The sequence below is a fragment of the Saccharothrix saharensis genome, from assembly GCF_006716745.1.
GTDB classification, from domain to species: Bacteria; Actinomycetota; Actinomycetes; order Mycobacteriales; family Pseudonocardiaceae; genus Actinosynnema; species Actinosynnema saharense.
The window spans coordinates 1,034,350-1,061,241 of record NZ_VFPP01000001.1; the positions used below are offsets into that span (position 1 = coordinate 1,034,350).

Here is a 26,892-nt window from a genome sequence, read left to right on the forward strand (position 1 = left end):
CTTCAGTCCTTGACCGCGCCGGACGTGATGCCCGCGGCGACGAAGCGCTGGGCCAGCACGAGCAGCGCGGTGACGGGCACGGAGGCGACCACGGCGGTGGCCGTGATCGCGTTCCACTCCTGGTTGTTGTTGCCGATGTAGCGGTAGATCCCGAGCGTCAACGGTTGCATCGACCCGCCGCTGTCGAGCGTCGCGGCGAACACGAAGTCCGACCACGCCCACAGGAACGCGAACAGCCCGGCGGTGACCACCCCGTTGCGGCCGGCGGGCAGCACCACGGACCAGAACGTGCGCACCGCGCCCGCGCCGTCGATGCGCGCCGCCTGCACGACCTCGTCGGGCACCGAGGCCATGAACGAGGTCAGGACCAGCACGGCGAACGGCACCGCGATCGTGGAGTCGGCGAAGATCAGGCCCCACACCGTGTCGGTGATGCCGAGCTCGACGTAGATCCCGTACAGGCCGAGCGCCATGATGATGCCGGGGATCATCTGCGCGACCAGCAGCACGAACATCAGCGGTCCCCGGCCGCGCGGGCGCAGCTTCGCCAGCGCGTACGCCGCGGGCGAGGCCAGCGCCAACGTCAGCGCCGCGGTGCCGAGCGCGACCAGCAGGCTGGTGCCGAAGTAGGGCAGCTGCTCGTCCAGCACCCGCGCGTACCCGTCGAACGTCGGGTCGCCCGGGAACAGGTCCGGCGGTGACCTGCGCATCGCCCCCGGCGGCGTGAGCGAGACGTTGACCATCCAGTAGACGGGGAAGAGCATCGCGGCGGTGAGCAGCAGACCCACCGCGGTGCGCCACCACGAACGGGTCATGACGCCTCCTGCCGGCGTTGCACCCGCACGTAGACCAGTCCGGCGGCCACGGCGAGCAGGATGAGCACGTTGCCGACCGCCGAGCTGGGGCCGAAGCGGGGCAGCGTGCTGCCGAACCCGAGCTCGTAGGACCAGGTGGCCAGGGTGGTGGACGACCCGCTCGGGCCGCCGCGCGTCATGATCCAGATGAGGTCGAACACCTTGAGCGTGTAGACCAGGCCGAGCAGCAGCGTGACCGCGGAAACGGGCCGCAGCATCGGGAAGGTGACGTGCCGGAACGCCTGCCACGGGCTCGCACCGTCCAGGGCGGACGCTTCGCGCACCTCGGCGGGGATGTTCTGCAACCCGCTGTGCAGCACGACCAGGTTGAACGGGATGCCGATCCAGACGTTGGCCACGATCACCGACACCAGCGACCAGTCCGGCGAGGTCAGCCAGTGCACCCGGTCGACACCGAACACCGCGAGCGCCGCGTTGACCACGCCCGCCTCGCTGTCGAACATCCACGCCCACGTCGACGCCGACACGATCAGCGGCAGCAGCCACGGCACCAGGAACAGCGCCCGCAACGTCGCCGAGAGCCGGAAGTTCCGGGAGAAGAACACGGCCAGCGCCAAGCCGATGGTGTACTGGAACACCAGTGACACCGCGGTGAACACGACCGTGTTGAGCAGCGCGGTGCGGAACACCGGATCGGTGACCACGGTGGCGTAGTTGGCCAGTCCCGTGATCGGCGCACCCCCGTGCACGAAGGTGCGCACGGTGTAGTCGCGCAGGCTCAGGTCGAGGGTCGTCAGCAGCGGGTAGCCGTAGCACAGGAGCAGGTACGCGACCAGCGGTGCGAGGAACGCCCAGCCGACGAGCGTGCGGCGGACCACGGGGCTACCTCGCCGACGCCGCGGCGCTCTGGGCGGCCTCCAAGGCGTCCGCGGCGGGCTTCGACCCGGTCAGCACCGCCTGCACCGCGGTCCACAACGGCTGGGAGATCCGCGGGTAGCGGGTGCCGAGGCCGTCACCGGTGCGCCCCTTCGCGGCCTGCACCGCGTCGACCCACACCGCCAGCTCCGGCTTGGCGGCGACCTGCCGCTCCCGCACCGCCGGGATGGCCGAGACGTAGGTCAGCGCCGTGTCGGTGGCCAGCACGGTGTCGGCGCCGGTCAGGCAGGCGGCGATCCTCGCCGCGGTCGCCTCGCGGTCCGCCTGCCCCTGCACCGGCACGGTGACGAACTCGCCGCCGGTCGGCGCGGGCGCGACACCACCGTCCCGGGAGGGGATCGGGATGACGCCGTACTCGAAGCCGAGCTCCGCCGCGTTGCCGAGCTGCCACGTGCCGTTCTCGGCGAACGCGTACTCCCCGGTGGCGAACTCCTGCCAACCGGTCGTCTGCGTGTTGCCCACGACCGAGTTCGGCGCGTACCCCTTGTCCAGCCAGGACTTCCACAGCTCCACCGCCGCCACGGCCTGCGCCGAGGACAGGTCGGTCAGCCGCGCGCCCGCGCCCCAGAACCACGGCAGGAACTGGAAGGACCCCTCCTCCGTACCGATCGCGGAGAACGTGATCCCCTTCTTGCCCACGCCGGTCACCGCGGCCAGGGCCGCGTCCAGCGACGCCCAGTCCGTCAGCGACGCCGGGTCGACGCCGGCCTGCGCCAGGACCGCCTTGTTGTAGTACAGCGCCAGGGTGTTCGCGCCGATCGGCACCCCGTAGGTCTTGCCGCCCGACTCCCCGGCGGCCACCAGGTTCGGCGACGCCTGCGACGCGTCGAGCCCGGTGTCCTGGTTGGCCTTGAGCACCCCGCCCTCGGCCAGCGTCGAGACCACCGGGTTGTCCACCACCAGCACGTTCGGCGCGGTGCCCTGCTGCGCGGCGAGGAGCACCTTGTTGGTCAGGTCCGAGGTGTCGTACGCCTGGCGCTCGACCTCCACCCCGGCCGCCGCGCCGCACTCGTCGATCACCTCCGCCCACGCCGAGTTCCCGTCGAACTGCGGGTACGGGTCCCACACGGCGAACGGACCGGCGTCCTGGTGCCCGGCGGAGGAGCACGCCGCCAGGGCCAGTCCCGCGGTGACCAGGGCGGTGGTGAGACGTCGGCTGAACGTGGAGCGCTTCATGGGTGGTCCTCTCGAACGCCTGCGCCGATGACCCGGCGAACCTCATCGAACCGGTTCGACCACTGCGCTGTTTCGCCACGGTATACAGGCGCCAGAAACCGCACAAGACCTCGATGTCGTATCCTCCATTGGTTGTCGAACCGGTTGGACGGAGGCCGCATGAACATCGGCGAGATCGCGAAGCGGGCGGGCGTGTCCCGCAGCACGGTGTCCTACGCGCTCAGCGGCAAGCGCCCGGTGTCGACGGCGACGGCGCAGCGGATCAATGAGGTGATCGCCGAGTTGGGCTACCGGCCCAACGCCAGCGCGCGGGCGCTGGCCGAGGGGCGCACCCGCACGCTGAGCCTGGTCATACCGCCCGCGAGCAGGCGGCTGACCGACGTGCAGCTGGGCTTCGTGGCCAGCGTCGTCGAGGCGGCGGCCACGCACGACCTCGACGTGCTGCTGTCCCCCAGCGGCGGTGACCACGACCGGTCGTTCGAGCGCGTGGTCACCGGCCGCCGGGTGGACGGCGTGATCCTGATGGAGATCCTCCTCGACGACCCGCGCGTGGCCCGCCTGGAACAGGAGGCGCTGCCGTTCGTGACCATCGGCCACGTCGAGCGGCCGGGCACCTCGTCGTGGGTCGACGTCGACTACGCCGAGCTGATCACCCGCTGCGTGCACCACCTCGCGGACCTCGGCCACCGCGACGTCGTGCTGATCAACCGGTCCGACGAACTGGTCGCCGCCGGGTACGGGCCCGCCCTGCGCTCCTCGGCGGGCTTCCTCACCGCCGCCGAGCGGCGGGGCCTGACCGCGCACACCGTGTGCTGCGCCGACGAGCCCGCGGCGGGCCTGGCGTGCTTCCAGGACATCCGCCACCGATGGCCCGAGGTGACCGCGGCCGTGACCATCAACGAAGCCGCGCTGCCCGGCCTCCAGCGGGCCCTGCGCCAGGCGGACCTCAGCGTGCCGCGCGACTTCTCGATCACCGGCGTGATCGCGAGCCGCCTGGCCGAGGCCTTCCACCCACCCCTGACCGCCGCCGACGTGCCCGCCGAGGAGATGGCCCGACTCGCCGTGGACCTGCTGGTCGAGCGCATCGCGAACCCCGACGCGCCGCCGCGCGACGCCCTCCTGCAGCCGGCCATCTCACTGCGGTCGAGCACGGGCGCCCGACGCCCCTGACCGCTGTCGAACCGGTTCGAGCCTCCGTCGAACCGGTGGTGCGCCACAAGTCCGACCCGGCGGGTGTTGGACCGGACGAGGCCCTGCCGTTAACGTTAACAGTGCAGTGGTCCACGTCACACAGGAGGAACCACCCATGGCCGTGACGAGGCTGCCGGCGCGCCGCGACGTCCTGCGGGCGATGGCAGGTCTCGCGACCGCGGCCGGCACCGGGGCGCTGCTCGCCGGGTGAGGTGAGGACGCCGGTCCGCCGTCCCCGTCGGTGACGCGGCTGTCGTTCTGGAGCGGTTACGCAGGTCCCGCGCCGTCCACGTTGGAGGCGGTCGTGGACGAGTTCAACGCCGCCAACCCGGACGTCCGGATCGAGGTGAGCCTCATGCCGTGGGACGTGTTCTTCCGCAACCTGCTGCCCGCGTACTCCTCGGAAGGCGGGCCCGACCTCGCCGCTTTCGACAGCACCCGGGTCGCCCAGTACGCGAAGAAGGGCGTGCTCGCGCCGATGGACGACTGGTTCGCCGCGGACCCGGCGTCGAACGCCCTCGTCACGGCGGCCGTCGACGCGGTGACCCACCAGGGCGTGAAGTACGCCGTGCCGATGACGTTCACCAGCCTCAAGCTCTGCTACAACCGCACGCTGTTCACCGAGGCCGGGCTGGACCCGGACCGCCCGCCCACCACCTGGGACCGGTGGCGGGACGCGATGATCCGGTTGACCGGGACCGCAAACGGCGCACCCGCGCGGCACGGCCTGGCGATCCCCGACCACGACACCATCCCGGTCTGGCCGATCCTGCTGTGGGGCCACGGTGGCGACCTCCTGGAGGCCGACGGCTCGAAGTCGGCGCTCACCCGACCGGAGTCGATCGCCGCCGTGCGAACGTGGACCGACCTCGTGCGGAACAGGAAGGTGTCGCCGATCGGCCTCTCCGGCACGGACGCGGAGGAGCTGTTCCGCGACGGCAAGGCGGCGATGACGATCACCGGTCCCTGGGCGACCGGCACCCTGAGGGAGGCCGGGGTGGACTTCGACCTCGCCCCGGTCCCGCCCGGACCGGTCCGCCAGGCCACCCTGGGGTCGAGCACGTCGTTGGCGCTCAACGCCGCCCTCACCCCGGACAAGGCGCGGGCGGCGCGGAGGTTCCTGTCGTTCTGGGTCGGCGAGCAGGCGCAGGAGAGCTGGATGAAGGGGTCCGGCTACCCCTCGATCCGCCTCGACCAAAACTCCTTCCACGAGAACCCCCTGGTGGCCGAGTTCGCCGACGACGCCCGCATCGCCCAACCGCTCATGCCGGGCACGGTGGAGTTCGCCCGCATCTACGACGACGTCTTCGAACCGGCCGTCCGGGACGTCCTCGCCGGCGAGGTCGGGGTCGAGGACGGCATGGGCGCGGCCGCACGGCGCATCGACGAAATCCTCACCGGAAGTCGGTGAGCCGCAGGAAGGCGGCGGGTAGTGGCGCTCCGCCGCCGGCGACGCGAGCCTGCGTGACCCCGAGCTGCGCGTCGTTCACGTCGGGCCTGCCGCGGACGCTGCTGCGGGGCTTCGCTCCGGGCGAGTCGATCGTGGTCGCGGGCTGGTCGACCCTCGACCTCGACCCACCGTTCCCCCACGCGGACCGGTTGCGCGCGGCCCGGCTGCTGACCGACGAGGGGTTGACGGCTGCGTTCCGGCCGACAGCGCGCACACCGGCGTCCCGGGCCTCATCGCCGCGGCCGACGCCCCGACCCACGCGGAACTGCTCGACCTGACCCGGTCCGGACCCGGCGCCTCATCGCGGCGGCCGGACGCTCGCCCGGGGCACGAGCGTGGGGTCGGACGTGCGCCGGACGTCCGCCACCAAGTCGTGGTCGAACTGCGCCATCAGCAGGTCCAGGGCGTCGCGGGCGACCGCGTCGAAATCCGGGCGGACGGTGGTCAGCGGCGGGATGAAGTAGGCGGCCTCGGGCACGTCGTCGAAGCCGACCAGGCTCACGTCCTCCGGCACGCGCCGGCCGCGTTCGCTCATCGCCCGCAGGATGCCCAGGGCCAGGTGGTCGTTCGCCGCGAAGATCGCGGTCACCTCGGACATCCGGGCCAGCATCTGACCCGCCCGGTACCCGGACGCGGCGCTCCAGTCCGCGGGCACCACCGGCGGCACCTCCGCGCCCGCCTCATCGAGCACCGACCGCCAGCCCTTGATCCGGCCCGCGCTGTCGAACCAGTCCGGCGGCCCCGAGACGTGCCACACCGTGCGGTGGCCCGCCTCCAGCAGGTGACGCGTGGCCGCCACCGCGCCCGCCTCCTGGTCGACGGTCACGAGCGGGGTGGAGCGCTCCGGATCGCCGTCGACCATCACCAGCGGCAGGCCGGGTGGCACGGTGTCGACCGCGTCGTGCGCCGACGCCGTCGGCGCGATGACCACGATGCCCGCCACCCACTGGTCGCGGTGCCGCTCCAGGGCCTTGGTGATCGACTCGCGGTCCAGCACGTTGACCCGGTGCGTGGTCACCACGAACCCGGCCGCCGACGCCACCTGCTCGAACGCCGCCAGCAGCGAGGCGGGCCCGCACAGGGTCGTGTTCTGGGCGACCACGCCGATCAGCTGCGAGCGGCCCGTCACCAGCGCGCGGGCGACCCGGTTCGGGCGGTAGCCCAGCTCCTCGATCGCCGCGCGCACGCGCAGCCGCGTCTGCTCCTGGACGTACGGGTGCCCGTTGAGCACCCGGGACACGGTCTGGTGGGACACCCCGGCCAGCCGGGCGACGTCAGCCATCGCGGGCACACCGGATGTTCTCCCCACTACCTGTCCAATCTGCGCGGCGCCCGCACTGGACCGGTCGGCCGGCCACGAAGTCGATGGATGACGCACGGCGCGAGCGGCACCCGCGGTAATCGGCGCGCCGCACCGAGGCCGATCGACTCTGACCAGCAAGTCAATGTAGCCACGCCCTATTTGGACAGTCAACGCGGACGCGCGCTAAATGTTCGGGCGCTATTTTTAGCGCCACGCAAATGTTTCGCGGCAGTCCGTCGCCCCGATCATCTCTTGTGGACGAACCCGCTGGTGGCGGCGCTGCCGCGGGTCGGGTCGGACCCGACCGACCGCGCCGACCACCCCAGCGGCGGTCTTGACACCCAAATGCGTGATCGCCAACACTGATCGAGCGCGAATGTTAACGATCACATCCCCTCCTGACCTGCTCTTCCACCTCCGAGCGGAGGTCCTCTCCGCCGGGTACCCCGGCGTGCCCGAGGCCGACGAACCCAGTGGGTCCCGCGGTCCCCCACGCCCTTTGCCGCATTGTCCGGCCAACGCACCACAGCAAGGAGAACCACGTGCACAGACCACGCCCACAGCGGTCGGGCCGGCGCAGAGCCGTCGTCCTCGCCGCCGTCGGAGTCCTGCTCGCGGGCGGCCTCGCGGTCGCACCGACGGCGGTGGCCGCCGGGCCGAACCTCCTGTCCAACCCCGGTTTCGAGGACGGCCTCGCCGGCTGGGCCGTCAACAACGGCAACGCCACCGACAGCGCGACCCTGTCACCGACCGCCGACGCCCACTCGGGATCGGCGGCGGTGCTGGTGACCGACCGGAAGACCACCGGGTCGGGGCCCGCGCAGGACCTGGCGGGCAAGGTGCAGGCGGGCAGGACCTACACCGTCACCGCGTGGGTAAAGTACGAGAACCCGGCGAGCCCGGCGACCAAGCAGTTCTTCGTCACCATGCACTACGGCGGGTCGACCTACACCAACCTGGGCACGGGCACCGTGCCGCGCGGCCAGTGGGGCCTGCTCCAGGGCACGTTCACCATCCCGGCCGGGCAGTCCGTCGCGACGCCGCGCGTCTTCGTCGAGACGCCGTGGACGGCGGACCCGGCCGCCGCGCCGGCCACCCACCTGATGGACTTCAAGGTCGACGACATCACCCTGCGTGAGTTCACCCCGTCCACCACCATCGAGGTCCTGGGCAAGAACCCCGGCGAGGGCAACCCGCTGATCTCCCACAAGTTCGGCGCCGACGGCAACGCGTTCGTGCACGACGGCCGGGTCTACGTGTACATGACCAACGACACCCAGGTGTACAACCCCGGCCCCGACGGCACCTCCCCGACCAACACCTACGGCGGGATCAACACGATCACCGTGATCTCGTCCGACGACCTGGTCAACTGGACCGACCACGGCGAGATCGGAGTGGCCGGCCCGAACGGCATCGCGAAGTACGCCTCGCAGTCGTGGGCGCCCGCGGTCGAGAGCCGGGTCGTGAACGGCGAGGAGCGGTTCTTCCTCTACTTCGCCAACAACGGCGCGGCGACCGGCGTCCTGGTCGGCGACTCGCCGCTGGGCCCGTGGCGCGACGAGCGCGGCAGCCTGCTGATCACGAGCCAGACCCCCGGCGCCTCGGACGGCCGCAACTGGCTGTTCGACCCGGGCGTGTTCATCGACGACGACGGCCAGGGCTACCTGTACTTCGGCGGTGGCGGCAACGACGGCTCCAACTCGGCCGAGAACACCAACCACCCGAAGTCGACCCGCGTCATCAAGCTGGGTGACGACATGATCAGCACCGAGGGCGCCGCCGAGGTCATCGACGCGCCGTTGATGTTCGAAGCCGGTCACGTCTTCAAGCGCGGCGGCAAGTACTACTACTCGTACTCGTCCAACTTCGGCTTCGGTGGCCCGATCGACCCGAACGGCCCGCCGACCGGCGCGATCGCCTACCTGGTGGCGGACAGCCCGATGGGCCCCTGGACGCCGGAGAAGTACGCGGGCGTCATCTTCAAGAACCCGGGCGTGTACTTCGGCGCCGGCGGCAACAACCACCAGTCCGTCTTCGAGCTGAACGGCGAGCACTACTTCACCTACCACGCGCAGACGCTGAACCGCCGCATCACCGGCGGTGCGACGCAGGGGTTCCGCAGCCCGCACATCGCGAAGCTCGAGTTCAACGCCGACGGGACCGTGAAGGAGGTCCTCGGCACGTTCGACGGCGTCGAGCAGATCCGCCACCTCGACCCGTACCGGGTGGTCGAGGCGGAGACGATCGCCTGGCAGCAGGGCCTGGCGACCAAGCGCCTCAACGCGCCGAACGACGTGCCGCAGCTGGCCCTGCACGACGTCGACAACGGCGACTGGACGTCGCTGTCGTCGGCCGACTTCGGCGCCGGGGCCACCGGCGTGTCGGCGCGGGTCAAGCCGCTCGTCGCCGGCGGGTCGATCCAGGTCCGCCTGGACGACCGCACCGCGCCGGTCGTGGCGACCATCCCGGTCGACGGGCCGGTCGGCGAGTGGACCGAGGTCTCCGCCGACCTCGACGGCGTCTCGGGCGCGCACGACGTGTACTTCACGTTCGTCGGGCCCGAGGGCCGGGACCTGGTGGAGGTGGACAGCTGGCGCTTCACCAGGCCGTCGCTGGACGTGGAGGGCTCGGCGGACACTCGGTGCGCCGGCCCGAACGCCAAGCTGACCGTGCGGGTGACCAACGGCGAGGCCGTGCCGGTCGACGTCGTGGTCCGGACGCCGTTCGGCGCGAAGGCGTTCGACGACGTCCGGCCGGGCAGGACCCGGTCCCACCCGTTCATGACGCGGCAGTCGGACCTGGCCGCGGGTGTGGTGGAGGTGACGGCGAAGGCACTGGTCGACGGGCACGAGGTGTCGACCGCCCTCTCAGTGCCGTACGAGGCGCGCACCTGCCGCTGAGCGGTGAGGCGGCCCGGAACCCCTCCGGGCCGCCTCGCCGGCGTCACGCGGTCGTGCAGGCCATGCCGTTGAGGCTGAACGACGTGGCCTTGGCGGTGTTGCCGGTGTGGGTGGCCTGGAAGCCGATGCCGATGGAGGCGTTCGGCGGGATCGAGGCGTTGTAGGCCACGTTCCTGGCCGTGACCTGACCGGACGTCGGCGAGTACGTCGCGCTCCAGCCGCCGGTGATGGTCTGCCCGCCGGGCAGGGTGAAGGTCAGGGACCAGCCGTTGACGGCGCTGGTGCCGGTGTTGGTGATCGTGATGTTCTCGGTCAGGCCGGTGTTCCAGGCGTTCACGGTGTTCGTGACGCGGCACGTGCCGGGCGGCGGAGTGGTTGTAGTCGTCGTGGTTGTGGTCGTGGTCGTGGTGGTGGTGGAAGTGGTCGTGGTGGTGGAGGTCGGGTCGACGGACCGGTCCAGGCCGAAGAACGCGATCGCCTGGGCGGCCATGCCGCTCGACGGCAGGCTGTGCCCGGCGCCCTGGATGCTGTACGCCTCGACCTTGTCGGAGTAGCGGCGGCGGTTCCAGTTGGGCTGCGGGGTGTCGGTGGACGTCGGCGTCTGGCTCAGGCCGAACACGTTGGTCCACTGCTCGATCGACTCCTGGAGCAGCGCGTACGGCACGAGGGTGTCGTTGGTGCCGTGCCAGAGCTGCACGCGCGGCCGGACGCCGGTGTAGCCCGGGTAGGCCTGGCGGACCGCGTCACCCCACTCCTGCGGCGTCCGGTTGGCGCCACCACCGCCGGTGCACCGGCTGTTGCCGGGCGGGTAGTCGGCGGCGTTGGCGAAGCAGTTGTAGGGCACGCCCATGAACGCCGCGCCGGCCTTGAACACGTCCGGGTACAGCGCCAGCATGTGGTTGGTCATCATGCCGCCGGACGACGAGCCGGTGGCGTAGACCCGGTTCGGGTCGCCGCTGTAGCGCTGCTGGACGTAGTTCACCATCGAGACGATCGACACCGGGTCACTGCCGCCGCCGCGGCGCTTGGCCGCGTCGGACCAGGTGTCGAAGCACTTGCCGAACCCGGCTTCCTGCTGCGCGCTCGGGTAGATCACGACGAAGCCGTGCCGGTCGGCCTGCGAGGCGAACTCGCTGCCCGAGTAGAAGCCGGGGCCCGAACCGCCGCAGCCGTGCATGGCCACGACGATGCCGGGGTTGGCCGGGCGGGTGTCCGGCACGTAGACGTGCATCCGCATCCCGCCCGGGTTGTTGCCGAAGTTCGTGACCTCGGTCAGCGACGCGGCGGAGGCCGGCGCGGGCGCGACGGCGACGAGGCCTGCCACGACCAGTGACGTCGCCGCGGCCAGTAACAGACTCGGTGTGACCTTCATGCGCTTGACTCCTTCGGTTCGCGCACGGTCGAACAAGGGGGTGGCCGCAGGTGCGGCCCGCGTGGCGGTGGAGGTGCACGCGTGGACGTGCCCGGCGGGTGACCAGCCGGCTGGTCGGACCCCGTCCATCGTGTGACAGTTAGACTGCCGCTCGGCCAAGAAACTGTCAATCAACCATCTCGACCGGTTCGCGGGCCGCGCGGCGGGTGCCCTCCGGATTAGGGTCGGTGGCGACGACCCGTCCGAGCCACCGCCGGAGCCGCCGTGACCAGCCCGTACGACATCGAGGAGATCTTCCCGGACGACGCGGTCCGGCTCCCCCGGCGGCAGTCCGGCAACTCACCGCAGGGACTGACGGTGACGCTGCTGGCCGACTACACGCTGCGGGCCAGGGCGTGGCTGCCGTCGGGTGCGATCGTGGCGCTGCTCGCCGAGGCGGGCGTCAGCCACGCCGGCGCCCGCACGACGATCAGCAGGCTCGCCCGGCGCGGTGTGCTCGAAGGCAGCAGGCAGGGACGCAACAGCTCGTACCGGCTCACCTCGGCCGCCGCCCTCAACCTGGCCGCCGGCGGTCGATCCATCGTGGCCGCGGCCGCCGCCGACGAGCCGTGGGACGACCGGTGGACGCTGATCGCCTTCTCCGTGCCGCAGGACGAGGTCGCCCGACGGCGTGAGCTGCGGGACCGGCTGCGCTGGTTCGGCTGCGCGCCCCTCTACGACGGCCTCTGGATCTCGCCGCACGACCTGACCGACAAGACGAAGGCGCAGTTGGCCGAGCTCGCCTTCGGCGCCATGACCGTCTTCCGCGCCCGGCACGTCGAACTGGGCCACTCGACCGGGCGCGACCCGCTCGACGCCTGGGACACGGCCGCCATCACGCGCCACTACGAGGACTTCCTGCGCCGTTGGCGCCCGCTGCTGCCCGACATCCGCGCGTCCCGGATCACCGGCGTGGGAGCCGTCCGCGCCCGCACGGAGGTCATGGACACCTACCGCCGCCTGCCGATCCTCGACCCGCGCCTGCCGCTGCGGCTGCTGCCACCGGGATGGCCCCGCGAACCGGCCCGCGACCTGTTCGCCGCCGTCTACGACGGCCTGGCCGGACCGGCCGAGGACCACGTGCGGGCCGTCGCGAGCCGCTTCACCACCGATCCGCTCACCGACGTGCGGGCGCACACCGTCGCGGACATGCTGGTCGGCCTGCAAGCCGCCTGGGAGCCGACCGCCGACCGGACCGGCTCACCGGCCGGGCCGTGAGCCGCGGGCCCCCGCCCGGATCGGCGAGGGCCCCACATCCGCACTCAGCCCGCAACCGCCCGCGACGACGTGAGGCGGAACGCGGCGAGCCGGAAGTCGCCGTGCAGGACCAACGACAGGTCGTGCACACCGTCCAACGGCTCCTCGAACCGCTGCGTGGCGGTCGTCCACGCGTAGCGGTGGCCCGTCACCGGGACGTCCACCGCGCCGAGGGTCCGGTCCGCCGCGCGGAACTCCAGCCACGCCGGCCCCGCACCACCCGGCCGCGCCACCTCGACCTCGACGCCCACCGCGCCGGTCAGGTCCGCCGCGCGGAACACCAGTTCCGCCGGCCGCGTCGGGTCCACCGGGGCGACCGCGTCGCCGGTGGTCCGGTTCTCGTCCACGAGCGCGATCGCCGCGTAGTCGTCGAAGTCGACGGCGCGGGTGTCGCGGTCGACCAGCGCGCGCGGCGCGGGGGCCTCGCCGGTGACGGTGAGCCGGGCGACGAGGACGTGGTTCTCCGCGGAGCGGGCGATGACGAGCTCGTAGTCGCCGGGGTCCACCGTGAACGCGCCGCGGGCGACGTCCCAGTGCGCGAGCCGGTCGACGGGCAGCCGGAACGCGAGCTCCTCGGCCTCGCCCGCGCCGACGCGGACCTTGCGGAAGTCGACCAGGCGCAGCCGCGGCGCTTCGTAGCGCGCGTCCACCGCCCGCGCGTAGACCTGGACCACCTCGCTGCCGGCCCGCGCGCCGGTGTTCACCACCGTCACCGACACGTCGAGCGATCCGCCCTGCGGCACGACCTCCGACGACAACCGCAGGTCGCGGTGAGCGAAGTCGGTGTAGGACAGGCCGTGCCCGAACGGGTACAGCGGCGCGACCCGGTGGTACTGGTAGGTCCACCCCGCCTTGATGACGTCGTAGTCGAGCGGGTGGGGCAGCTCGTCGTCACCCCGGTACCAGGTCTGCGGCAGCCGACCGGCCGGCTCGGCGTCCCCGAGCAGCACGGCGGCGAGCGCGTGCCCCGTCTCCTGCCCGCCGTGGGACGTCCACACCACCGCGGGCAGGTGCTCGTCGGCCCAGTCCACGGCGTACGGGTAGCTGCTCATCACGACCAGGACGGTGGCCGGCCGGACCTCGGCGACGGTGCGGAGCACCGCCTCCTGCCGCTCGGGGAGCGCGGTGCCGGTGCGGTCCTGGGTCTCGCGGCCGTTGATGAGCGGGTGGTTGCCGAGGACGACCACCGCGGCGTCGGCGGCGGACGCCGCCGCACGGGCCTGTGCCGCGCCGTCCCGCACCACCTCGCGCGACCAGCGCTCGGCGGCCCCGGGCGTCTCGGCCGTGACGGCCACCCGGCCGTCGACCGCGTCGAGCGCGGCGTAACGGCCGGTGAGCACGTTGCGCAGCAGCACCGTCCCGTCGTCGTCCGCGACCGGCTCCAGCCGGAACGTCTCGTGCACGTCCCAGCTCTTGATGCGCTCCTCCTCCACGACCAGCAGGCCGTACTTCGCGCCGAGGTGGCGACCGGTGTCTGCGGACCGCAGCGTCACCACGCCGTCGCCCCAGTCCGTGACGTCGAACTCGGTGTCGGCCAGGAGCCGGCCGGTGGTGCGGGACCGCAGCGCGATGCGGTCCTCGCCGGTCACGCGGACGACCTCGCCGACCGCCTCTTCGAGACCGGCGGCGACCGTGACCCGGTACGGCATCGTGCCGCTGTACCAGTCCTCGTGCAGCACGTCGGCGAGCGGCCCGATCACCGCGACCCGGGGCCCGGCGGCCCGGTCGAGCGGCAGCAGCCCGTCGTTCTTCAGCAGCACCACCGACTCGGTGGCGGCACGCGCGGCCAGCACCCGGTGCCGCGGGTGGTCGATCACCTCGGGACCGATCGCCGCGTACGGGTCGAGGTCCGGGTCGAACTCGCCGAGCCGGAACCGCAGCGCCAACTGCCGGCGCACCGCGCGGTCGACGTCGACCTCGTCGATCAGGCCGCGATCCAGCGCCTCGCGCAGCCGCTCGACCGGCGTGTCGCTGTCGAGGCCGTGGTCGGTGAAGCTGTCGATGCCCGCCCTGAGCGCCGCGGCGTGGGACTCGGCGTGGTCGTCGAAGTAGTGCTCCAGGTCGACCAGGTTGGACGGCGCCTCTGCGTCGCTGACCACGAACAGCTCGTGCCCGGTCGGTTCGGCCCAGCGGCGCAGCTCGTCCTCGAGCAGCGGGCTGACGTGGCACGGGCGGCCGTTGACCAGGTTGTAGGCCGCCATGACGCCGGTCGCCGCCCCGGAGGCCACCACGGGCCGGAACGCCGCCAGGTCGTACTCGTGCAGCACGCGGGGACGCACGCCGGAGGAGGTGACGCAGCGGTCGTCCTCGTTGTTGTAGGCCAGGAAGTGCTTCAGCACGGGTGCCGCGCGCAGGAACCGCGGGTCGTCACCCGCGAGGCCGCGGCAGAACGCCTCCGCGATCCGGGCCGTGTGCACCGGGTCCTCGGAGTAGCCCTCCTCGTTGCGCCCCCAGCGCGGGTCGCGCAGCAGGTTCACCACGGGGGCCCACGCCTGCAGGCTGGTGCGGCCCTCCCCCTCGGCCGGCGGGCGGTGCAGGTGGAACGCGCGCAGCTCGACCGACGTCGCCTCGGCCACGCGACGCACCAGGTCCTCGTCCCAGGTCGCGCCGAGCCCCACGGCCTGCGGGAACGCCGTCGCGACGCCGAGCCACGAGACACCGTGCAACGCCTCGGCGCCGGTGCGGAACGCGGCCACGCCCAGCCGCGGCACGGCGGGGGCGTACTGGTGGAGCATCGCGAGCCGCTCGTCGAGGGTCAGCCGGCCGAGCAGATCATCGACGCGCTTGCGCACGTCCAGCTCGGAGTCGTGGAACGGCAGCCGCCCGGTGGCGGACAGAGATGAGGAACTCACGCGGCACAACCCCTCGCATCAGATCAGGTGAAGCGCTTCAACGCTGACACGGATCGCGCGAGGCTGTCAATCGGCTCGACAGGGCCTCGAAACGTGCCCGGAACTGACCCTTGCCGTGCCTTACGTCACATGACTACTCTCCCGACATCGTCAAGCGCTTCGACACTCCGCTTTCAATGAAGAAGGGTGGCCCTGTCATGGGGATTGAGCTGAACCGCCGGAGGTTCCTGAGCGTCTCGGCCTCGGTCGCGGGGCTCACGGCGATGGGAGGCCTGCTGTCGGCGTGCGGCGGCAGCGGCACGCCGCAGAAGGCCGGCGCGAACAGCGACGCCCTCAAGTCCGCCCTGCCGAACTACGTGCCGAGCACGTCGGTCAAGGCGGACATCGCCTCGGTGGCGGGCAGCCAGGACATCCTCACCGACCCGGGCTTCCTCACCTATCCCACGGACCGCGTGGCCACGGTGTCCGGCGTCCCGGGCAAGGGCGGCAGGTACTCGACCGTCACCCCGCTGTGGGGCACGGTCCCGCCCGCCGACAACTCCTTCTACCAGGCCATGAACGAGGCGCTGGGCGTCACGCTCGAGATGAAGCCGGCCGACGGCAACAACTACGCCACCATCATCCCGACCATGACCGCGGCCAAGAAGCTGCCGGACTGGATCCAGCTGCCGACCTGGTGGAACGCCAACTTCAACGTCGGCGAGCTGGCCGGGTCGCAACTGGCCGACCTGACCCCGTACCTGTCCGGTGACAACATCAAGAAGTACCCCAACCTGGCGGCCATCCCGACGGGCGCCTGGCGGGCGGGCGCGTGGGGCGACAAGATCTACGGCATCCCCTCGTTCTCCAGCGGTTTCGTGGTCGCGGGCACCATCTTCTTCCGGCGCGACGTGCTGGAGGCCAAGGGCATCACCGCCGACGAGGTCAAGACCGCCGACGACCTGATGAACCTCGGCAAGGAACTCACCGACGCCAAGGGCGGCGTGTGGGCGTTCGACGACGTGTGGGACTACCTGTTCCCGTCGTGGGGCGCGCCCCTGCGGTGGAAGGTCGACAACGGCAAGCTCGTCCACAAGTACGAGACCGAGGAGTTCCTCGCGGCGCTGGACTGGCACCACAGGCTCGCGACCGCGGGCTACCTGCACCCGGACGCGATCGCGGGCGACAACACCAACGGCAACGTCCGCTTCTACTCCGGCAAGGTGCTGGTCGCGGGTGGGGGCACCGGCGCGTGGAACCTCGCCGACCACCAGTCCGGCACCGCCGCCAACCCGAACTTCCGGCGCGGTTCGTTCGACGTCATCACGGCGGGCGGCAACACGAAGCCGAAGATGTACCTCGGCAACTCCACCAGCATCATGAGCTACCTCAACAGCAACCTGAAGCCCGAGCAGATCGAGGAGCTGCTCGCGGTCGCCAACTACCTCGCGGCGCCGTACGGGACCAAGGAGTACACGCTGGTCAACTTCGGCGTCGAGGGCGTCCACCACACGATGGTCAACGGGGTGCCGACGGCGACCGAGGACGGCAAGAAGTTCGTCCAGGCGCAGACCTTCCCGTTCCTGGCCTCGCCCCCCGCGGTGATCAGCAACCCCGGCGCCGACTCCGTCACCAACGACTACGCCGCCTGGCAGGCCGCGAACGTCCAGCACCTGGAGAAGCCGGTGTTCTGGAACATGAACATCAGCCTGCCGCGGTCGATGGCCACCGCCGAGGCGGCGCAGGCCGTCGAGGACGCCATCAAGGACTGCTACCACGGCAAGAAGCCGGTCGCCGAGGTCAAGGACGCCATCACCACCTGGAAGTCCGGCGGCGGTGACAAGCTGATCCAGTGGATGGACGAGAACGTCCTCCAGAAGTACGGAACCGGTCAGTGAGCGGGGTCGACACCGAACCACCGGTGCGGTCGCGCAGGCTGAGCCTGCGGGTCAGGCTGCGGCGCGACCGGACGCTGCTGCTCATGACCGTGCCCGCGGTCGGGCTGCTGCTCGTCTTCAACTACGTGCCGCTGTTCGGGCTGCTGACGGCGTTCCAGGACTACAACCCGCTGGTCGGGGTGTGGCAGAGCGAGTGGGTCGGCTTCGCCCAGTTCGAGGCGCTGTTCAGCGACTCGCTGTTCTGGGGCGCGCTGGGGAACACGCTCTACCTGAGCTTCGTCCAGCTGCTGCTGTTCTTCCCGATCCCGATCGCGCTGGCGCTGCTGCTGAACTCGGTGCTCAGCGAACGGCTGCGCAACACCATCCAGTCGATCGTCTACCTGCCGCACTTCTTCTCGTGGGTGCTCGCGATCACGATCTTCCAGCAGATGCTGGGCGGCGCGGGGCTGCTGAACCAGTTCCTGCGCCGCAACGACATCGGCACCTGGGACATCATGACCGACCCGGACACCTTCGTCCTGCTGGTCACGTCGCAGGCGATCTGGAAGGAGGCCGGCTGGTCGATCATCGTGTTCCTGGCCGCGCTCGCCGCGATCAACACCGACCTGTACGAGTCGTCGGCGGTGGACGGGGCCGGGCGCTGGCGGCGGCTGTGGCACATCACCCTGCCCGGGATGAGCGGCGTCATCATGCTCATGCTCGTGCTGCGCCTGGGCAACGCGCTCACGGTCGGGTTCGAGCAGTTCCTGATCCAGCGGCAGGCGGTCGGCCACGAAGCCGCCGACGTGCTCGACACGTTCGCGTTCTACTACGGCATCGCCACCAACAACTACAGCTACGGCGCGGCGGCCGGGTTGTTCAAGAGCGTCATCTCGCTCCTGCTCATCTGGGGCGCGAACAAGCTGGCGCACGCCTTCGGCGAGGACGGGTTGTACCGGAAATGACCGAGACGCTGATCAAGGAACGCACCGGGGACACCAGGGGCGTCGGGCGGCCGGCCGGCCGACGCCGGCCCCGCGCCACGCGCCCGCGCTGGGAGGAACCGCCCACCGCCGCCGGGCAGACGGCCAAGGGCCTCACGCTCGGCGCCGTCGTCGCGGTCGTGCTGGTGCCGTTGTGGATCGTCGTGGCGACCAGCCTGTCCACGCAGGCGACGGTCAACCGCGCGGGCGGTCTGGTGCTCTGGCCGGAGGAGATCACGTTCGAGGCGTACCGGGTGATGCTCGGCGACTCCACCGTGCGCAACGCCCTGGTGGTGAGCCTCGGCATCACGCTGGTCGGCACGGCCCTGTCCATGGCCGTGTCGATCCTGTGCGCCTACGGCCTGTCCCGGCCGCGCTCGGTGGCCCACCGGTTCATCCTGGTGCTGCTCATCATCACGATGTTCGTCAACGGCGGCCTGATCCCGACCTTCCTGGTCGTCACCGGGCTCGGCGGCTACGGCGAGTGGTGGTCGCTGATCCTGCCCAGCGCGGTGTCGGTGTTCAACATCCTGGTGCTCCGGGCGTTCTACAAGGACACGTCGGCCGACCTGATCGAGGCGGCGCGGATCGACGGGGCGGGCGACTGGCGGATCCTGTGGTCGATCGTGCTGCCCACGTCACGGGCGGTGACCGCGGTGGTCGCCCTGTTCTACGGCGTGGGCTACTGGAACTCGTTCTTCAACGTGATGCTGTACATGCCGACCGACAGCGAGAAGTGGCCGTTGCAGTACGTGCTGCTGACCTACGTCAACCGCGGCAACGGGCTGCCGGGCTCGGTGAACTCCGGCTTCGGCACCCAGTTCTCGCAGACCGCGCCGCTGTCGTTGCAGATGGCGGTGGTCGTGCTGACCCTGGTCCCGCTGCTGCTGGTGTACCCGTTCATGCAGAAGCACTTCCGTGTCGGCGTGCTCACGGGGGCGGTGAAGGGCTGACCCGGCACACTTGGGCGCGCACGGGCGCCGGATCGGGCCCGGAAGAGGACGAGGAGCAGGAGCATCACGCATGGTGACACTCGCCGATGTGGCCAGGCACGCGGGCGTGTCCGCCAGCACGGTCAGCTACGTGCTCAGCGGCAAGCGCTCGATCTCCGAGGAGACCCGGCGCCGCGTCGAGCGTTCGGTGGCCGAGCTCGGCTACCACCCCAACGCCGGCGCCCGGGCGCTGGCCGCCAAGCGCTCCCACATAATCGCCCTGGTCGTGCCGCTGCGCGCGGACGTCTACGTGCCGATCATGATGCAGATCGCCATCTCGGTCACCATGACGGCCCGCCAGCACGGCTACGACGTGCTGCTGATCACCAACGACGAGGGCCCGGAGGGCGTGCGCCGGGTCGCGCTCAGCGGGCTGGCGGACGGCGTGATCCTGATGGACGTCGGGTTGGCGGACGAGCGCATCCCGGTGCTGCGCGAGCTGCGCACCCAGGCCGCGCTGATCGGCCTGCCCGACGACCGCAGCGGGTTGTCCTGCGTGGACCACGACTTCACCGCGGCCGGCGCGTTGTGCGCCGACCACCTGGCCGACCTGGGCCACCGGGAGGTCGCGTTCATCGGGTACGGCTCGGGGGTGTACCAGCGGCACGCCGGGTACGCCGAGCGCACCCTGGTGGGGTTCCGGGAACGCGCCGAGGAACGAGGCCTGCGCTTCGTGCACCGGCCGTGCGAGGGGACCTACGAGAGCACCGCCGGCACGCTGGCCCGCATCCTCGCCGACCGGCCGGACACCACCGGGTTCGTGGTGCAGAACGAGGGCGCGATCGGCCCGCTGCTCAGCCTGCTGCGCATCAGCGGGCGGATCGTGCCCGAGGACGCCTCGGTGATCGCGCTGTGCCCCGAGCTGCTCGCCGAGCAGTACGCGCCCGCGCTGACGGCGGTGACCGGCCCGGCGCAGGAGCTGGGCCGGGTCGCCGTCGAGCAGGTGCTGGCGCGGATCACCGCGGCCGGGCGCGACGAGACGCCGGACGACGAACTCGTCCTGCTCCGGCCCGTCCTGACCGTTCGGGAGAGCACGGGGCCGCACCGCAGCCGCACGCCCAGCCGGCCCTGACCCCGTGCCGGGCGTGACGCCCACCACCCGCCAGGAGCACCGGACGCACTGCCGCGAACTCGGCAACGCCCGCCGACGGCGGGACGCTGCGCGTCGAGGCGCGTGCCCGACGCCGGCCGGGTGCGGACGGGCGGTCCGCATACCGCCGTTCGCCCGCGACGACGCACGACTACCGCTGCACGAGGAGCAGGCATGACGCACGACCTGACCCGACGGCTCGGCGGGCTCGCGTTCGGCGGTGACTACAACCCCGAGCAGTGGGACGAGCCGGTCTGGGCCGAGGACGACGAGCTGATGCGCCGGGCGCGGGTCAACCTGGCCACGGTCGGCGTGTTCTCGTGGGCCTTGCTGGAACCGGAGGAGGGCCGCTACGACTTCGCCTGGCTCGACGCCCACCTCGACCGGCTGCACGCGGGCGGTGTCGCGGTCGACCTGGCCACGCCGACCGCGTCCCCTCCCCCGTGGTTCACCAGGGCGCACCCGGACGCGCTGCCGGTGACCCCCGACGGTGTCCGGCTGGTGCACGGCAGCCGCGACACCTACTGCCTCGCCGCGCCCGCCTACCGCGACGCGGCCCGCCGCGTGGCCTCCGAGCTGGCCGAGCGCTACGGCGACCACCCCGCGGTCGCGCTGTGGCACGTGCACAACGAGTACGCCACGCTCTGCTGGTGCGACCACGTCGCCGCCGCGTTCCGCACCTGGCTGCGCGAGCGGCACGGCACGCTGGACGCGCTCAACGAGGCGTGGGGCACGGCGTTCTGGAGCCAGCGCTACACCTCGTGGGACGACGTGCTGCCACCGCGCGCCACGCAGTGGCACCACAACCCCGGGCAGTCGCTCGACTTCCGCCGGTTCTCCTCCGACCTGGCGCTGGCCGCCTACCGGGAGCAGCGCGACGCGATCCGCGCCCGCAGCGACCGCCCGGTGACCACCAACCTGATGCTGCCCGGCTACCAGAACCTCGACCTGTGGGCGTTCGGCCGGGAACTGGACTTCGTGACCATCGACCACTACCCGGACCGGCCGGGCCTCGACGCGGCGGCGGACACCGCGTTCGGCGCGGACCGCGCCCGGTCGTTCGGCGGCGGCCGGCCGTGGCTGCTCATGGAGCAGGGCGCGAACACCGTCTACGCCGAGGGCCGGGTGCTGCCGAAGGACCCGGGCGACGTCCTGCGGCACACGCTCGGCCACATCGCGCGCGGTTCCGAGGGCGCGCTGTTCTTCCAGTGGCGGCAGTCGAAGGCGGGCGCCGAGACGTGGCACTCGGCGATGGTGCCGCACGCCGGTCCGGACAGCCGGATCTTCCGGGAGGTCGCGGAGGTCGGCGAGGCCGTCGCCCGGCTCGCGGAGGTGGCCGGGTCGACCGTGACCGCCGAGGTGGCCGTGCTGCACGACGCGGAGGCGTGGTGGGCGTCTCAGGCGGACGGCCTGCCCTCGGGCGACCTCGACTACCACTCGATGCTGCGGCGCGCGCACCGGGCGCTGTGGGACGCGGGGGTCGTCACCGACTTCGCCCACCCGGAGCACGACCTGGGCCGGTACCGGCTCGTCCTGGCCCCCGCCCTGCTCCTGCTGTCCGACGCCGGGGCGGCGAACCTGCGGCGTTACGTCGCCGAGGGCGGCACGCTGCTCGTCCAGCACTTCAGCGGCGTGGTCGACGACCGCCCGCACGCCCGCCTCGGCGGCTACCCGGCCCGGCCGCTGCGCGAAGCCCTCGGCATCCGGGTCGAGGAACCGCGGCCGTTGCCGCGGGACGAGCGGATCACGCTGTCCGACGGCGCGCACGGCGCGGTGTGGAGCGAGTACCTGCACCTGGAAGGTGCCGAGGCGGTCGCCGCCTACACCCGAGGGATGCTCGCCGGGCGGCCGGCGCTCACCCGCCACGCCTTCGGTGCCGGCCACGGCTGGTACCTCTCCACCGTCCTGGACGCGCCCGACTACGGCGCGCTGGTGGACCGCCTGCTGCGGGAGGCCGGGGTGGTGCGGGAGTGGCCGCCCGGTGTGGAGGCCGTCACCCGCGGCAGGTGGTGCTTCCTGCTCAACCACGGCGACGACGCCGTGCCGCTGCCCCGCGCCGACCACGACCTGCTCACCGGCGGGCCGCTGACCGAGCTGCCACCGCGCGGCTGCGCCGTCCTCCGAACGCCCTGACCCGACCCCGCCGACCACACCGTGCGCCGTGCCGCACCGGTGCGCCGGCGCGCGCCCCGACCACGGAAAGGCCTGATGGCATGTCCCCCGAACGCGGCGCGTTCACCAACCCCGTGCTCCCCGGCTTCCACCCCGACCCGAGCGTGTGCCGGGTCGGCGAGGACTACTACCTGGTGTGCTCCAGCTTCGAGTACTTCCCCGGCGTGCCGCTCTTCCACAGCCGCGACCTGGTGCGCTGGACGCAGCTCGGCAACGTGCTGGACCGGCCCGACCAGCTGCGCCTCCCGCTCGACACGCCGTCGTCCGCGGGCGTGTACGCGCCGACCCTGCGCCACCACGACGGCCGGTTCTGGCTCGTCACCACGAACGTGAGCGGAGGTGGCAACCTCCTCGTCACCGCCACCGACCCGGCCGGGCCGTGGTCGGACCCGGTCCTGCTGCCCGACCTGCCCGGCATCGACCCGGACCTCGCGTGGGACGACGACGGCACCTGCTGGTGCACTGTCGCGGGGGTGTCCCAGGTCCGGATCGACCCGCGCACCGGACAGGTGCTCGACGCGCCGCGGCGGATCTGGTCGGGAGCGCCCGGCGTGAAGGCGCCGGAAGCGCCGCACCTGTACCGGATCGGCGAGTACTGGTACCTGGTCATCGCCGAGGGCGGCACCGAGCGCGGCCACGGCGTGTCCATCGCCCGCGGCCGAACGCCCTCGGGGCCGTTCGAGCCGTGCCCGACCAACCCGGTGCTCACCCACCGCGGCACCGACCACCCCATCCAGAACACCGGGCACGGCGACCTCGTGCAGGGACCGGACGGCTCGTGGTGGCTGGTGCTGCTCGGGGTCCGGCCGGGCGGCGGGACACCCGGCTGGCACGTGCTGGGCCGCGAGACCTTCCTCGCGCCCGTGACCTGGGTGGACGACTGGCCGGTGGTCGGTCCGCTGGAGCTCGCCGCGAGCGTGCCCTGGCCCGTGGCGCCGGAGCCGACCGCGGCGTACCGCGACGACTTCGACCTGCCCGCGCTCGGGCCGGCCTGGATCTCGTTGCGGGACCGCCGGGAACGGCACTGCACGACGGCCGAGCGCGCCGGGTGGTTGACCCTCCGGGCACGCGGGGCGTCTTTGGACGATCGCGACGTCGTGTTCACCGGCCGACGCCAGCAGCACCCGTCGTGCCGGGTGAGCGCGTTGGTGGACGCCACGACCGGCACGGGCGGTCTGGCCGTGCGGCTGGACGAGGAGCACCACTACGAGATCGAGGCGAGCGCCGACGAGGTGCGGGTGGTCGCCCGCGTCGGCTCGCTGAAGACCGCGGTCGCGTCCCGGGCGGTGGCGGGCGGGCCGGTGGTGCTGGGCGTGGACGTGCGGGAGGAGGAGAACCTCCGGGACGCCCGCACCGGCCCCGACACCGTTTCTTTCGGCATCGGCGAGCCGGACGGGACGTTCACCACCTTGGCCACCCTCGACGGCCGCTACCTCTCCACCGAGGTGGCGGGTGGCTTCACCGGCCGGGTCATCGGCCTGTACGCCGGCGCGGGCACCGTCCACTTCGACTGGTTCGCCCACGAGCGGATCGACGACTGACGATTGACGACTGGCTACTGACCACGGCGGTGGCCGCGGCCCCGACCCGGTCGTACGACTGGCCTGGCCGCACACCACGAGGTCTCTCCGCCGAGCCCGACCCACCGGGGCCCGACCCGCCTGTCGCCTGACCCGCCGGCTACCGACCCGATGCCCGAGCCGACCGGGTGCCCGAGCCGACCGGGCAGGCCGCGCCGTTGCGCGCCCTGCCCGGTCGCGGCGGTCAGACGAAGCGCCAGAGGTGGTCGTTGGTGCCGTTGTCGTCCCAGATGACGATCTGCGCGCCCCGCGCGGTGGAGGCGCCGGTGACGCCGAGGACCCGTCCGCCGTTGCCGCACTGGATGCGGAAGTAGCCCCCTGAGCCGTAGCGCAGCCGCCACTTGTGGTCCGTCGTGCCGTTGTCCGCCCATTGCAGCACCCGGGCGCCGTTGGCGTTGGCCGCGTTCTCCACGCCCAACACCTTGCCGCTGTGCGAGTTGCGCAGCCGGAAGTACCCGTCCGGGTCCACGACGGCGGTCCACAGGTGGTCGGCGGTGCCGTTGTCGTCCCACTGCACGGCCAGGCCGCCGTCGGCGGTCGACATGTTCTGCACGCCCAGCACCAGGCCGCTGGCCAGGTTCTGCACGCGGCGGGCGCCGGAGGGCACGAACCGCCAGCGGTTGTCCGCGGTGCCGTTGTCCGGGTCCTGCACGGCTTGCCCGCCGGCGGCGGTGGAGCCGTTGAGGATGCCCAGCAGCTTGCCGCTGTTGCCGTTGCGCAGCTTGTGGGTGCCGTCGCCGTTGTCCAGGACCGTCCACTTGTGGTCCGCCGTGCCGGTGTTGCTCCACTGCAGGACGCGGGCGTTGTCCGCGGTGGACATGCCCTCCACGCCGAGCACCTTGCCGCTGTTGAGGTTGCGCAGCCGCACCGCGCTGCCGTCGGGCACGAGCTCCCAGTTGTGGTCGGCGCTGCCCGTGTCGTTCCACTGCACGGCCAGGCCGCCGTCGGCGGTCGACATGTCCTGCACACCCAGCACCAGGCCGCTGCCCGCGTTGACCAGCCGGTAGCCGGCCGCCGTGCCGCCACCGCCGCCGCTCGTGCTCCAGTAGACGGTGTAGTTGAAGCCGTGGGCGTCGTAGAACGGGCCGAGGTTGACCGTCGCGCCGTCGGCTCGCGCGGTGAACGCCAGGCCGGAGGTGCGGGTGATCGAGGTGGTGTCCAGCACCGGGAGCCTGCTCAGCGCGGTGTTGCCGTAGTTGCCCGACAGCACGACCGGCCCGTAGGTGATGGCGGCGACGGCGGGGTTGTCGTTGGCCGGCTGGAGCGTGACGCGCATGGGCAGGCGGACGGTGACCGTGTCGCCGGAGGTCCAGGTCCGGGTCAGGGAGGCGTAGGTGCCGGGGGTGGTGGTGATGGCCTGTGCCGTGCCGTTGACGCTGACGGTCGCGCCGGTGGTCCAGGCGGGGATGCGCAGGCGCATCGTCCACGACCCACCCACGCTGCCGGTCACGGTGAGGGTGGTGGTGTCGGAGGCGGGGTAGGTCGTGGTCTGGGTGACCGTGATCCCGCGCTGCGCCCAGGTCAGCACCGAGGGCGTGTAGAGGTTCACGGTGAGCGTGGTGCCGTTGTGGAAGTAGATCGAGTTCGCCAGGGAGGTGTTGACCTCCAGGGCGGTGCCCTGGCAGCACCAGAACGTGGTGTAGTCGGTGCTCCAGTTCCCGCCGCCCCACGCCGGTCCGGTGTTGCCGCGGCGGTGACCGGGGTTGAGGCCGGTGAAGTAGCAGATGTGGCCGTGCGGGTCGGCGGTGTTCTGCTGGCCCAGGAGGTGGTTGAGCAGGGCGCGCTCGTAGAAGTCGAAGTAGGGGGCGTTGTCCGGGTTGAGCAGCCACAGCTCACGGGTCAGCTTGAGCATGTTGTAGGTGTTGCACGCCTCGGCCGTGTCGGTGTTGAGGTAGGCGGCGATGGCGTTGGGGGCGCGGAAGTGCTCGGCCTGGCTGTTGCCGCCGATGGCGTAGGTGTGCGCGCCCACGGTGATGTTCCAGGCGTTGGACGCGATGTCGCGGTACCGGGTCGTGCCGGTCGCCTTGTACTCGCGCGCCGCGCCGATCCACTTGGGCACCTGGGTGTTGGCGTGCAACCCGCTGAGCCGGTCCTGGTTGGCCGCCAGGGGGTCGAACACGGCCGCGTGGTCGAACCGCTGCGCGGTGGCCAGCCAGCGGGCGTCACCGGTCTGCTGGTAGAGGTCGGTCAGCACGGCGTTCATCCCGCCGAACTCCGTGCCCAGCACCCGCTGCATCTGGCTGTAGGACAACCGTGCCGTGCGCCAGTCCACCCACCCCGCCAACCGCAGCAGCACGTCGCGGGCCTGCGTGCTGCCGACGTGCCGCCACACGTCCAACAACCCGGCCAGGGTCTTGTGCAGCGCGTAGTACGACACAGCCTTCGGCGAGCCCGCCTCCATCGCGTCGAAGTCCGACTCCGGGAACCCCGACAGGTAGCCGGTGTTGAACCCGGCTGCCGCGTTGTTGGCCTGGCACTTGGCGAGCTCGGCCACCATGTGATTGGCCCGGTCCCGGCACGTGGTGTCGCCCAGCACCGCCCACGCCTGCGCCCACGCGCTGAGGAAGTGCCCTTGACTGTGCGTGCGGAACGGGAAGTTCGGCGCCTCCCACCCACCCAACGCCGCCGCACCCTGCGTCGACAACCGGTGGTTCGCCCGGAAGTTGTAGAGCAACCGGTTGACATCGACGAACTTCAGGTACGTCAACGTCCGGCTCTGGTTCTCCATCCACCGGCCCGGGCTCAGGCGCACCTCGCCGAGGTCGAACGCGTAGGCCGCCGCACCGACGTCACCGCGGGCGGGTGGAACCGACGCCGCGAGCGCGGACCCGGGGGCCAGGGTGGGCATGGCCGTCGCGACGGCCGCGACGCCGACGGCTTGCAGCAGCGTGCGGCGGTTGAGAGGTGACGACATGGGGGTCTCCT

At 71.9% G+C, this 26,892-nt stretch carries 18 protein-coding genes; 11 read left to right on the plus strand and 7 right to left on the minus strand.

What is annotated here, in order from left to right; translation table 11 throughout:
- Positions 1-2: 2 nt before the first annotated feature.
- Genes FHX81_RS03970 through FHX81_RS03980 form a run of 3 tightly spaced genes read right to left on the minus strand, consistent with a single transcriptional unit; the run spans position 3 to position 2,927 of the window.
- Positions 3-815, minus strand: coding sequence for a carbohydrate ABC transporter permease (locus FHX81_RS03970; RefSeq protein WP_141975257.1), 813 nt, complete (start codon positions 813-815; stop codon positions 3-5).
- Positions 812-1,693, minus strand: a complete 882-nt coding sequence (locus FHX81_RS03975; RefSeq protein WP_141975258.1) for a carbohydrate ABC transporter permease — start codon at positions 1,691-1,693, stop codon at positions 812-814. The genes FHX81_RS03970 and FHX81_RS03975 overlap by 4 nt, the downstream gene beginning before the upstream one ends.
- A 4-nt stretch (positions 1,694-1,697) precedes the next feature.
- A complete protein-coding gene (locus tag FHX81_RS03980; RefSeq protein WP_141975259.1) occupies positions 1,698-2,927 on the minus strand; it encodes a sugar ABC transporter substrate-binding protein in 1,230 nt (409 codons plus the stop codon).
- Between the two features lie 159 nt (positions 2,928-3,086).
- On the opposite strand from FHX81_RS03980, the gene FHX81_RS03985 reads away from it, so the two are divergent.
- From FHX81_RS03985 to FHX81_RS03995, 3 genes are all read left to right on the plus strand, one after another.
- The gene (locus FHX81_RS03985) at positions 3,087-4,097 is read left to right on the plus strand and encodes a LacI family DNA-binding transcriptional regulator (RefSeq protein WP_141975260.1); all 1,011 of its coding nucleotides are present in this window, start codon (positions 3,087-3,089) and stop codon (positions 4,095-4,097) included.
- A gap of 262 nt (positions 4,098-4,359) precedes the next feature.
- Positions 4,360-5,529: an ABC transporter substrate-binding protein gene (locus FHX81_RS03990; RefSeq protein ID WP_141975261.1), complete on the plus strand. Its 1,170-nt coding sequence runs from the start codon at positions 4,360-4,362 to the stop codon at positions 5,527-5,529.
- Between the two features lie 53 nt (positions 5,530-5,582).
- Complete coding sequence (locus FHX81_RS03995; RefSeq protein WP_141975262.1) at positions 5,583-5,846, plus strand: hypothetical protein; 264 nt, start codon at positions 5,583-5,585, stop codon at positions 5,844-5,846.
- A 20-nt stretch (positions 5,847-5,866) separates the two neighbouring features.
- On the opposite strand, the gene FHX81_RS04000 is transcribed toward FHX81_RS03995, so the two are convergent.
- Positions 5,867-6,850 (minus strand): LacI family DNA-binding transcriptional regulator, encoded by a 984-nt coding sequence (locus FHX81_RS04000; protein ID WP_141975263.1) that lies wholly within the window; start codon positions 6,848-6,850, stop codon positions 5,867-5,869.
- 563 nt (positions 6,851-7,413) lie between these two features.
- Here FHX81_RS04000 and FHX81_RS04005 point away from each other — a divergent pair.
- Entirely contained in the window at positions 7,414-9,774 is a 2,361-nt protein-coding gene (locus tag FHX81_RS04005; RefSeq protein ID WP_141975264.1) for a family 43 glycosylhydrolase, read from the plus strand.
- A 43-nt stretch (positions 9,775-9,817) separates the two neighbouring features.
- Here the strand turns inward: FHX81_RS04005 and FHX81_RS04010 are convergent, their stop codons facing one another.
- The gene (locus FHX81_RS04010; RefSeq protein ID WP_141975265.1) at positions 9,818-11,146 is read right to left on the minus strand and encodes an extracellular catalytic domain type 1 short-chain-length polyhydroxyalkanoate depolymerase; all 1,329 of its coding nucleotides are present in this window, start codon (positions 11,144-11,146) and stop codon (positions 9,818-9,820) included.
- 264 nt (positions 11,147-11,410) lie between these two features.
- Here FHX81_RS04010 and FHX81_RS04015 point away from each other — a divergent pair, with 264 nt between their 5' ends.
- Positions 11,411-12,403 carry a PaaX family transcriptional regulator gene (locus tag FHX81_RS04015; protein WP_141975266.1) on the plus strand — a complete coding sequence of 331 codons (993 nt, stop codon included), beginning with the start codon at positions 11,411-11,413 and terminating at the stop codon, positions 12,401-12,403.
- 44 nt (positions 12,404-12,447) lie between these two features.
- Here the strand turns inward: FHX81_RS04015 and FHX81_RS04020 are convergent, their stop codons facing one another.
- Positions 12,448-15,294 carry a glycoside hydrolase family 3 protein gene (locus FHX81_RS04020; RefSeq protein WP_211363368.1) on the minus strand — a complete coding sequence of 949 codons (2,847 nt, stop codon included), beginning with the start codon at positions 15,292-15,294 and terminating at the stop codon, positions 12,448-12,450.
- Positions 15,295-15,491: 197 nt separating this feature from the next.
- Between FHX81_RS04020 and FHX81_RS04025 the strand changes: the two genes are divergently transcribed.
- From FHX81_RS04025 to FHX81_RS04050, 6 genes are all read left to right on the plus strand, one after another.
- On the plus strand, positions 15,492-17,171 hold the full coding sequence (locus FHX81_RS04025) for a type 2 periplasmic-binding domain-containing protein (protein ID WP_141975267.1): 1,680 nt from the start codon (positions 15,492-15,494) through the stop codon (positions 17,169-17,171).
- Complete coding sequence (locus FHX81_RS04030) at positions 17,168-18,115, plus strand: ABC transporter permease (protein WP_246107613.1); 948 nt, start codon at positions 17,168-17,170, stop codon at positions 18,113-18,115. Before FHX81_RS04025 ends, FHX81_RS04030 begins: the two co-directional genes overlap by 4 nt.
- Positions 18,112-19,086, plus strand: coding sequence for a carbohydrate ABC transporter permease (locus tag FHX81_RS04035; protein WP_141975268.1), 975 nt, complete (start codon positions 18,112-18,114; stop codon positions 19,084-19,086). Before FHX81_RS04030 ends, FHX81_RS04035 begins: the two co-directional genes overlap by 4 nt.
- Before the next feature lie 70 nt (positions 19,087-19,156).
- Positions 19,157-20,197, plus strand: coding sequence for a LacI family DNA-binding transcriptional regulator (locus tag FHX81_RS04040; RefSeq protein WP_141975269.1), 1,041 nt, complete (start codon positions 19,157-19,159; stop codon positions 20,195-20,197).
- A 192-nt stretch (positions 20,198-20,389) separates the two neighbouring features.
- Positions 20,390-22,348, plus strand: coding sequence for a beta-galactosidase (locus tag FHX81_RS04045; RefSeq protein WP_141975270.1), 1,959 nt, complete (start codon positions 20,390-20,392; stop codon positions 22,346-22,348).
- 80 nt (positions 22,349-22,428) lie between these two features.
- Positions 22,429-23,928 (plus strand): glycoside hydrolase family 43 protein, encoded by a 1,500-nt coding sequence (locus FHX81_RS04050; protein ID WP_141975271.1) that lies wholly within the window; start codon positions 22,429-22,431, stop codon positions 23,926-23,928.
- Between the two features lie 223 nt (positions 23,929-24,151).
- Here the strand turns inward: FHX81_RS04050 and FHX81_RS04055 are convergent, their stop codons facing one another.
- Positions 24,152-26,881, minus strand: a complete 2,730-nt coding sequence (locus tag FHX81_RS04055; RefSeq protein ID WP_141975272.1) for a beta-L-arabinofuranosidase domain-containing protein — start codon at positions 26,879-26,881, stop codon at positions 24,152-24,154.
- Positions 26,882-26,892: the final 11 nt, after the last annotated feature.

What these genes read in the sequence shown, in the direction of transcription:
- FHX81_RS03980 (WP_141975259.1), bottom strand. Translation starts at nt 2,927, where the DNA reads ATGAAGCGCTCCACGTTCAGCCGACGTCTCACCACCGCCCTGGTCACC.
- FHX81_RS04055 (WP_141975272.1), bottom strand. Translation starts at nt 26,881, where the DNA reads ATGTCGTCACCTCTCAACCGCCGCACGCTGCTGCAAGCCGTCGGCGTC.
- FHX81_RS04035 (WP_141975268.1), top strand. Translation starts at nt 18,112, where the DNA reads ATGACCGAGACGCTGATCAAGGAACGCACCGGGGACACCAGGGGCGTC.
- FHX81_RS04045 (WP_141975270.1), top strand. Translation starts at nt 20,390, where the DNA reads ATGACGCACGACCTGACCCGACGGCTCGGCGGGCTCGCGTTCGGCGGT.
- FHX81_RS03985 (WP_141975260.1), top strand. Translation starts at nt 3,087, where the DNA reads ATGAACATCGGCGAGATCGCGAAGCGGGCGGGCGTGTCCCGCAGCACG.
- FHX81_RS04025 (WP_141975267.1), top strand. Translation starts at nt 15,492, where the DNA reads ATGGGGATTGAGCTGAACCGCCGGAGGTTCCTGAGCGTCTCGGCCTCG.
- FHX81_RS04040 (WP_141975269.1), top strand. Translation starts at nt 19,157, where the DNA reads ATGGTGACACTCGCCGATGTGGCCAGGCACGCGGGCGTGTCCGCCAGC.
- FHX81_RS04050 (WP_141975271.1), top strand. Translation starts at nt 22,429, where the DNA reads ATGTCCCCCGAACGCGGCGCGTTCACCAACCCCGTGCTCCCCGGCTTC.
- FHX81_RS04010 (WP_141975265.1), bottom strand. Translation starts at nt 11,146, where the DNA reads ATGAAGGTCACACCGAGTCTGTTACTGGCCGCGGCGACGTCACTGGTC.
- FHX81_RS03970 (WP_141975257.1), bottom strand. Translation starts at nt 815, where the DNA reads ATGACCCGTTCGTGGTGGCGCACCGCGGTGGGTCTGCTGCTCACCGCC.
- FHX81_RS04000 (WP_141975263.1), bottom strand. Translation starts at nt 6,850, where the DNA reads ATGGCTGACGTCGCCCGGCTGGCCGGGGTGTCCCACCAGACCGTGTCC.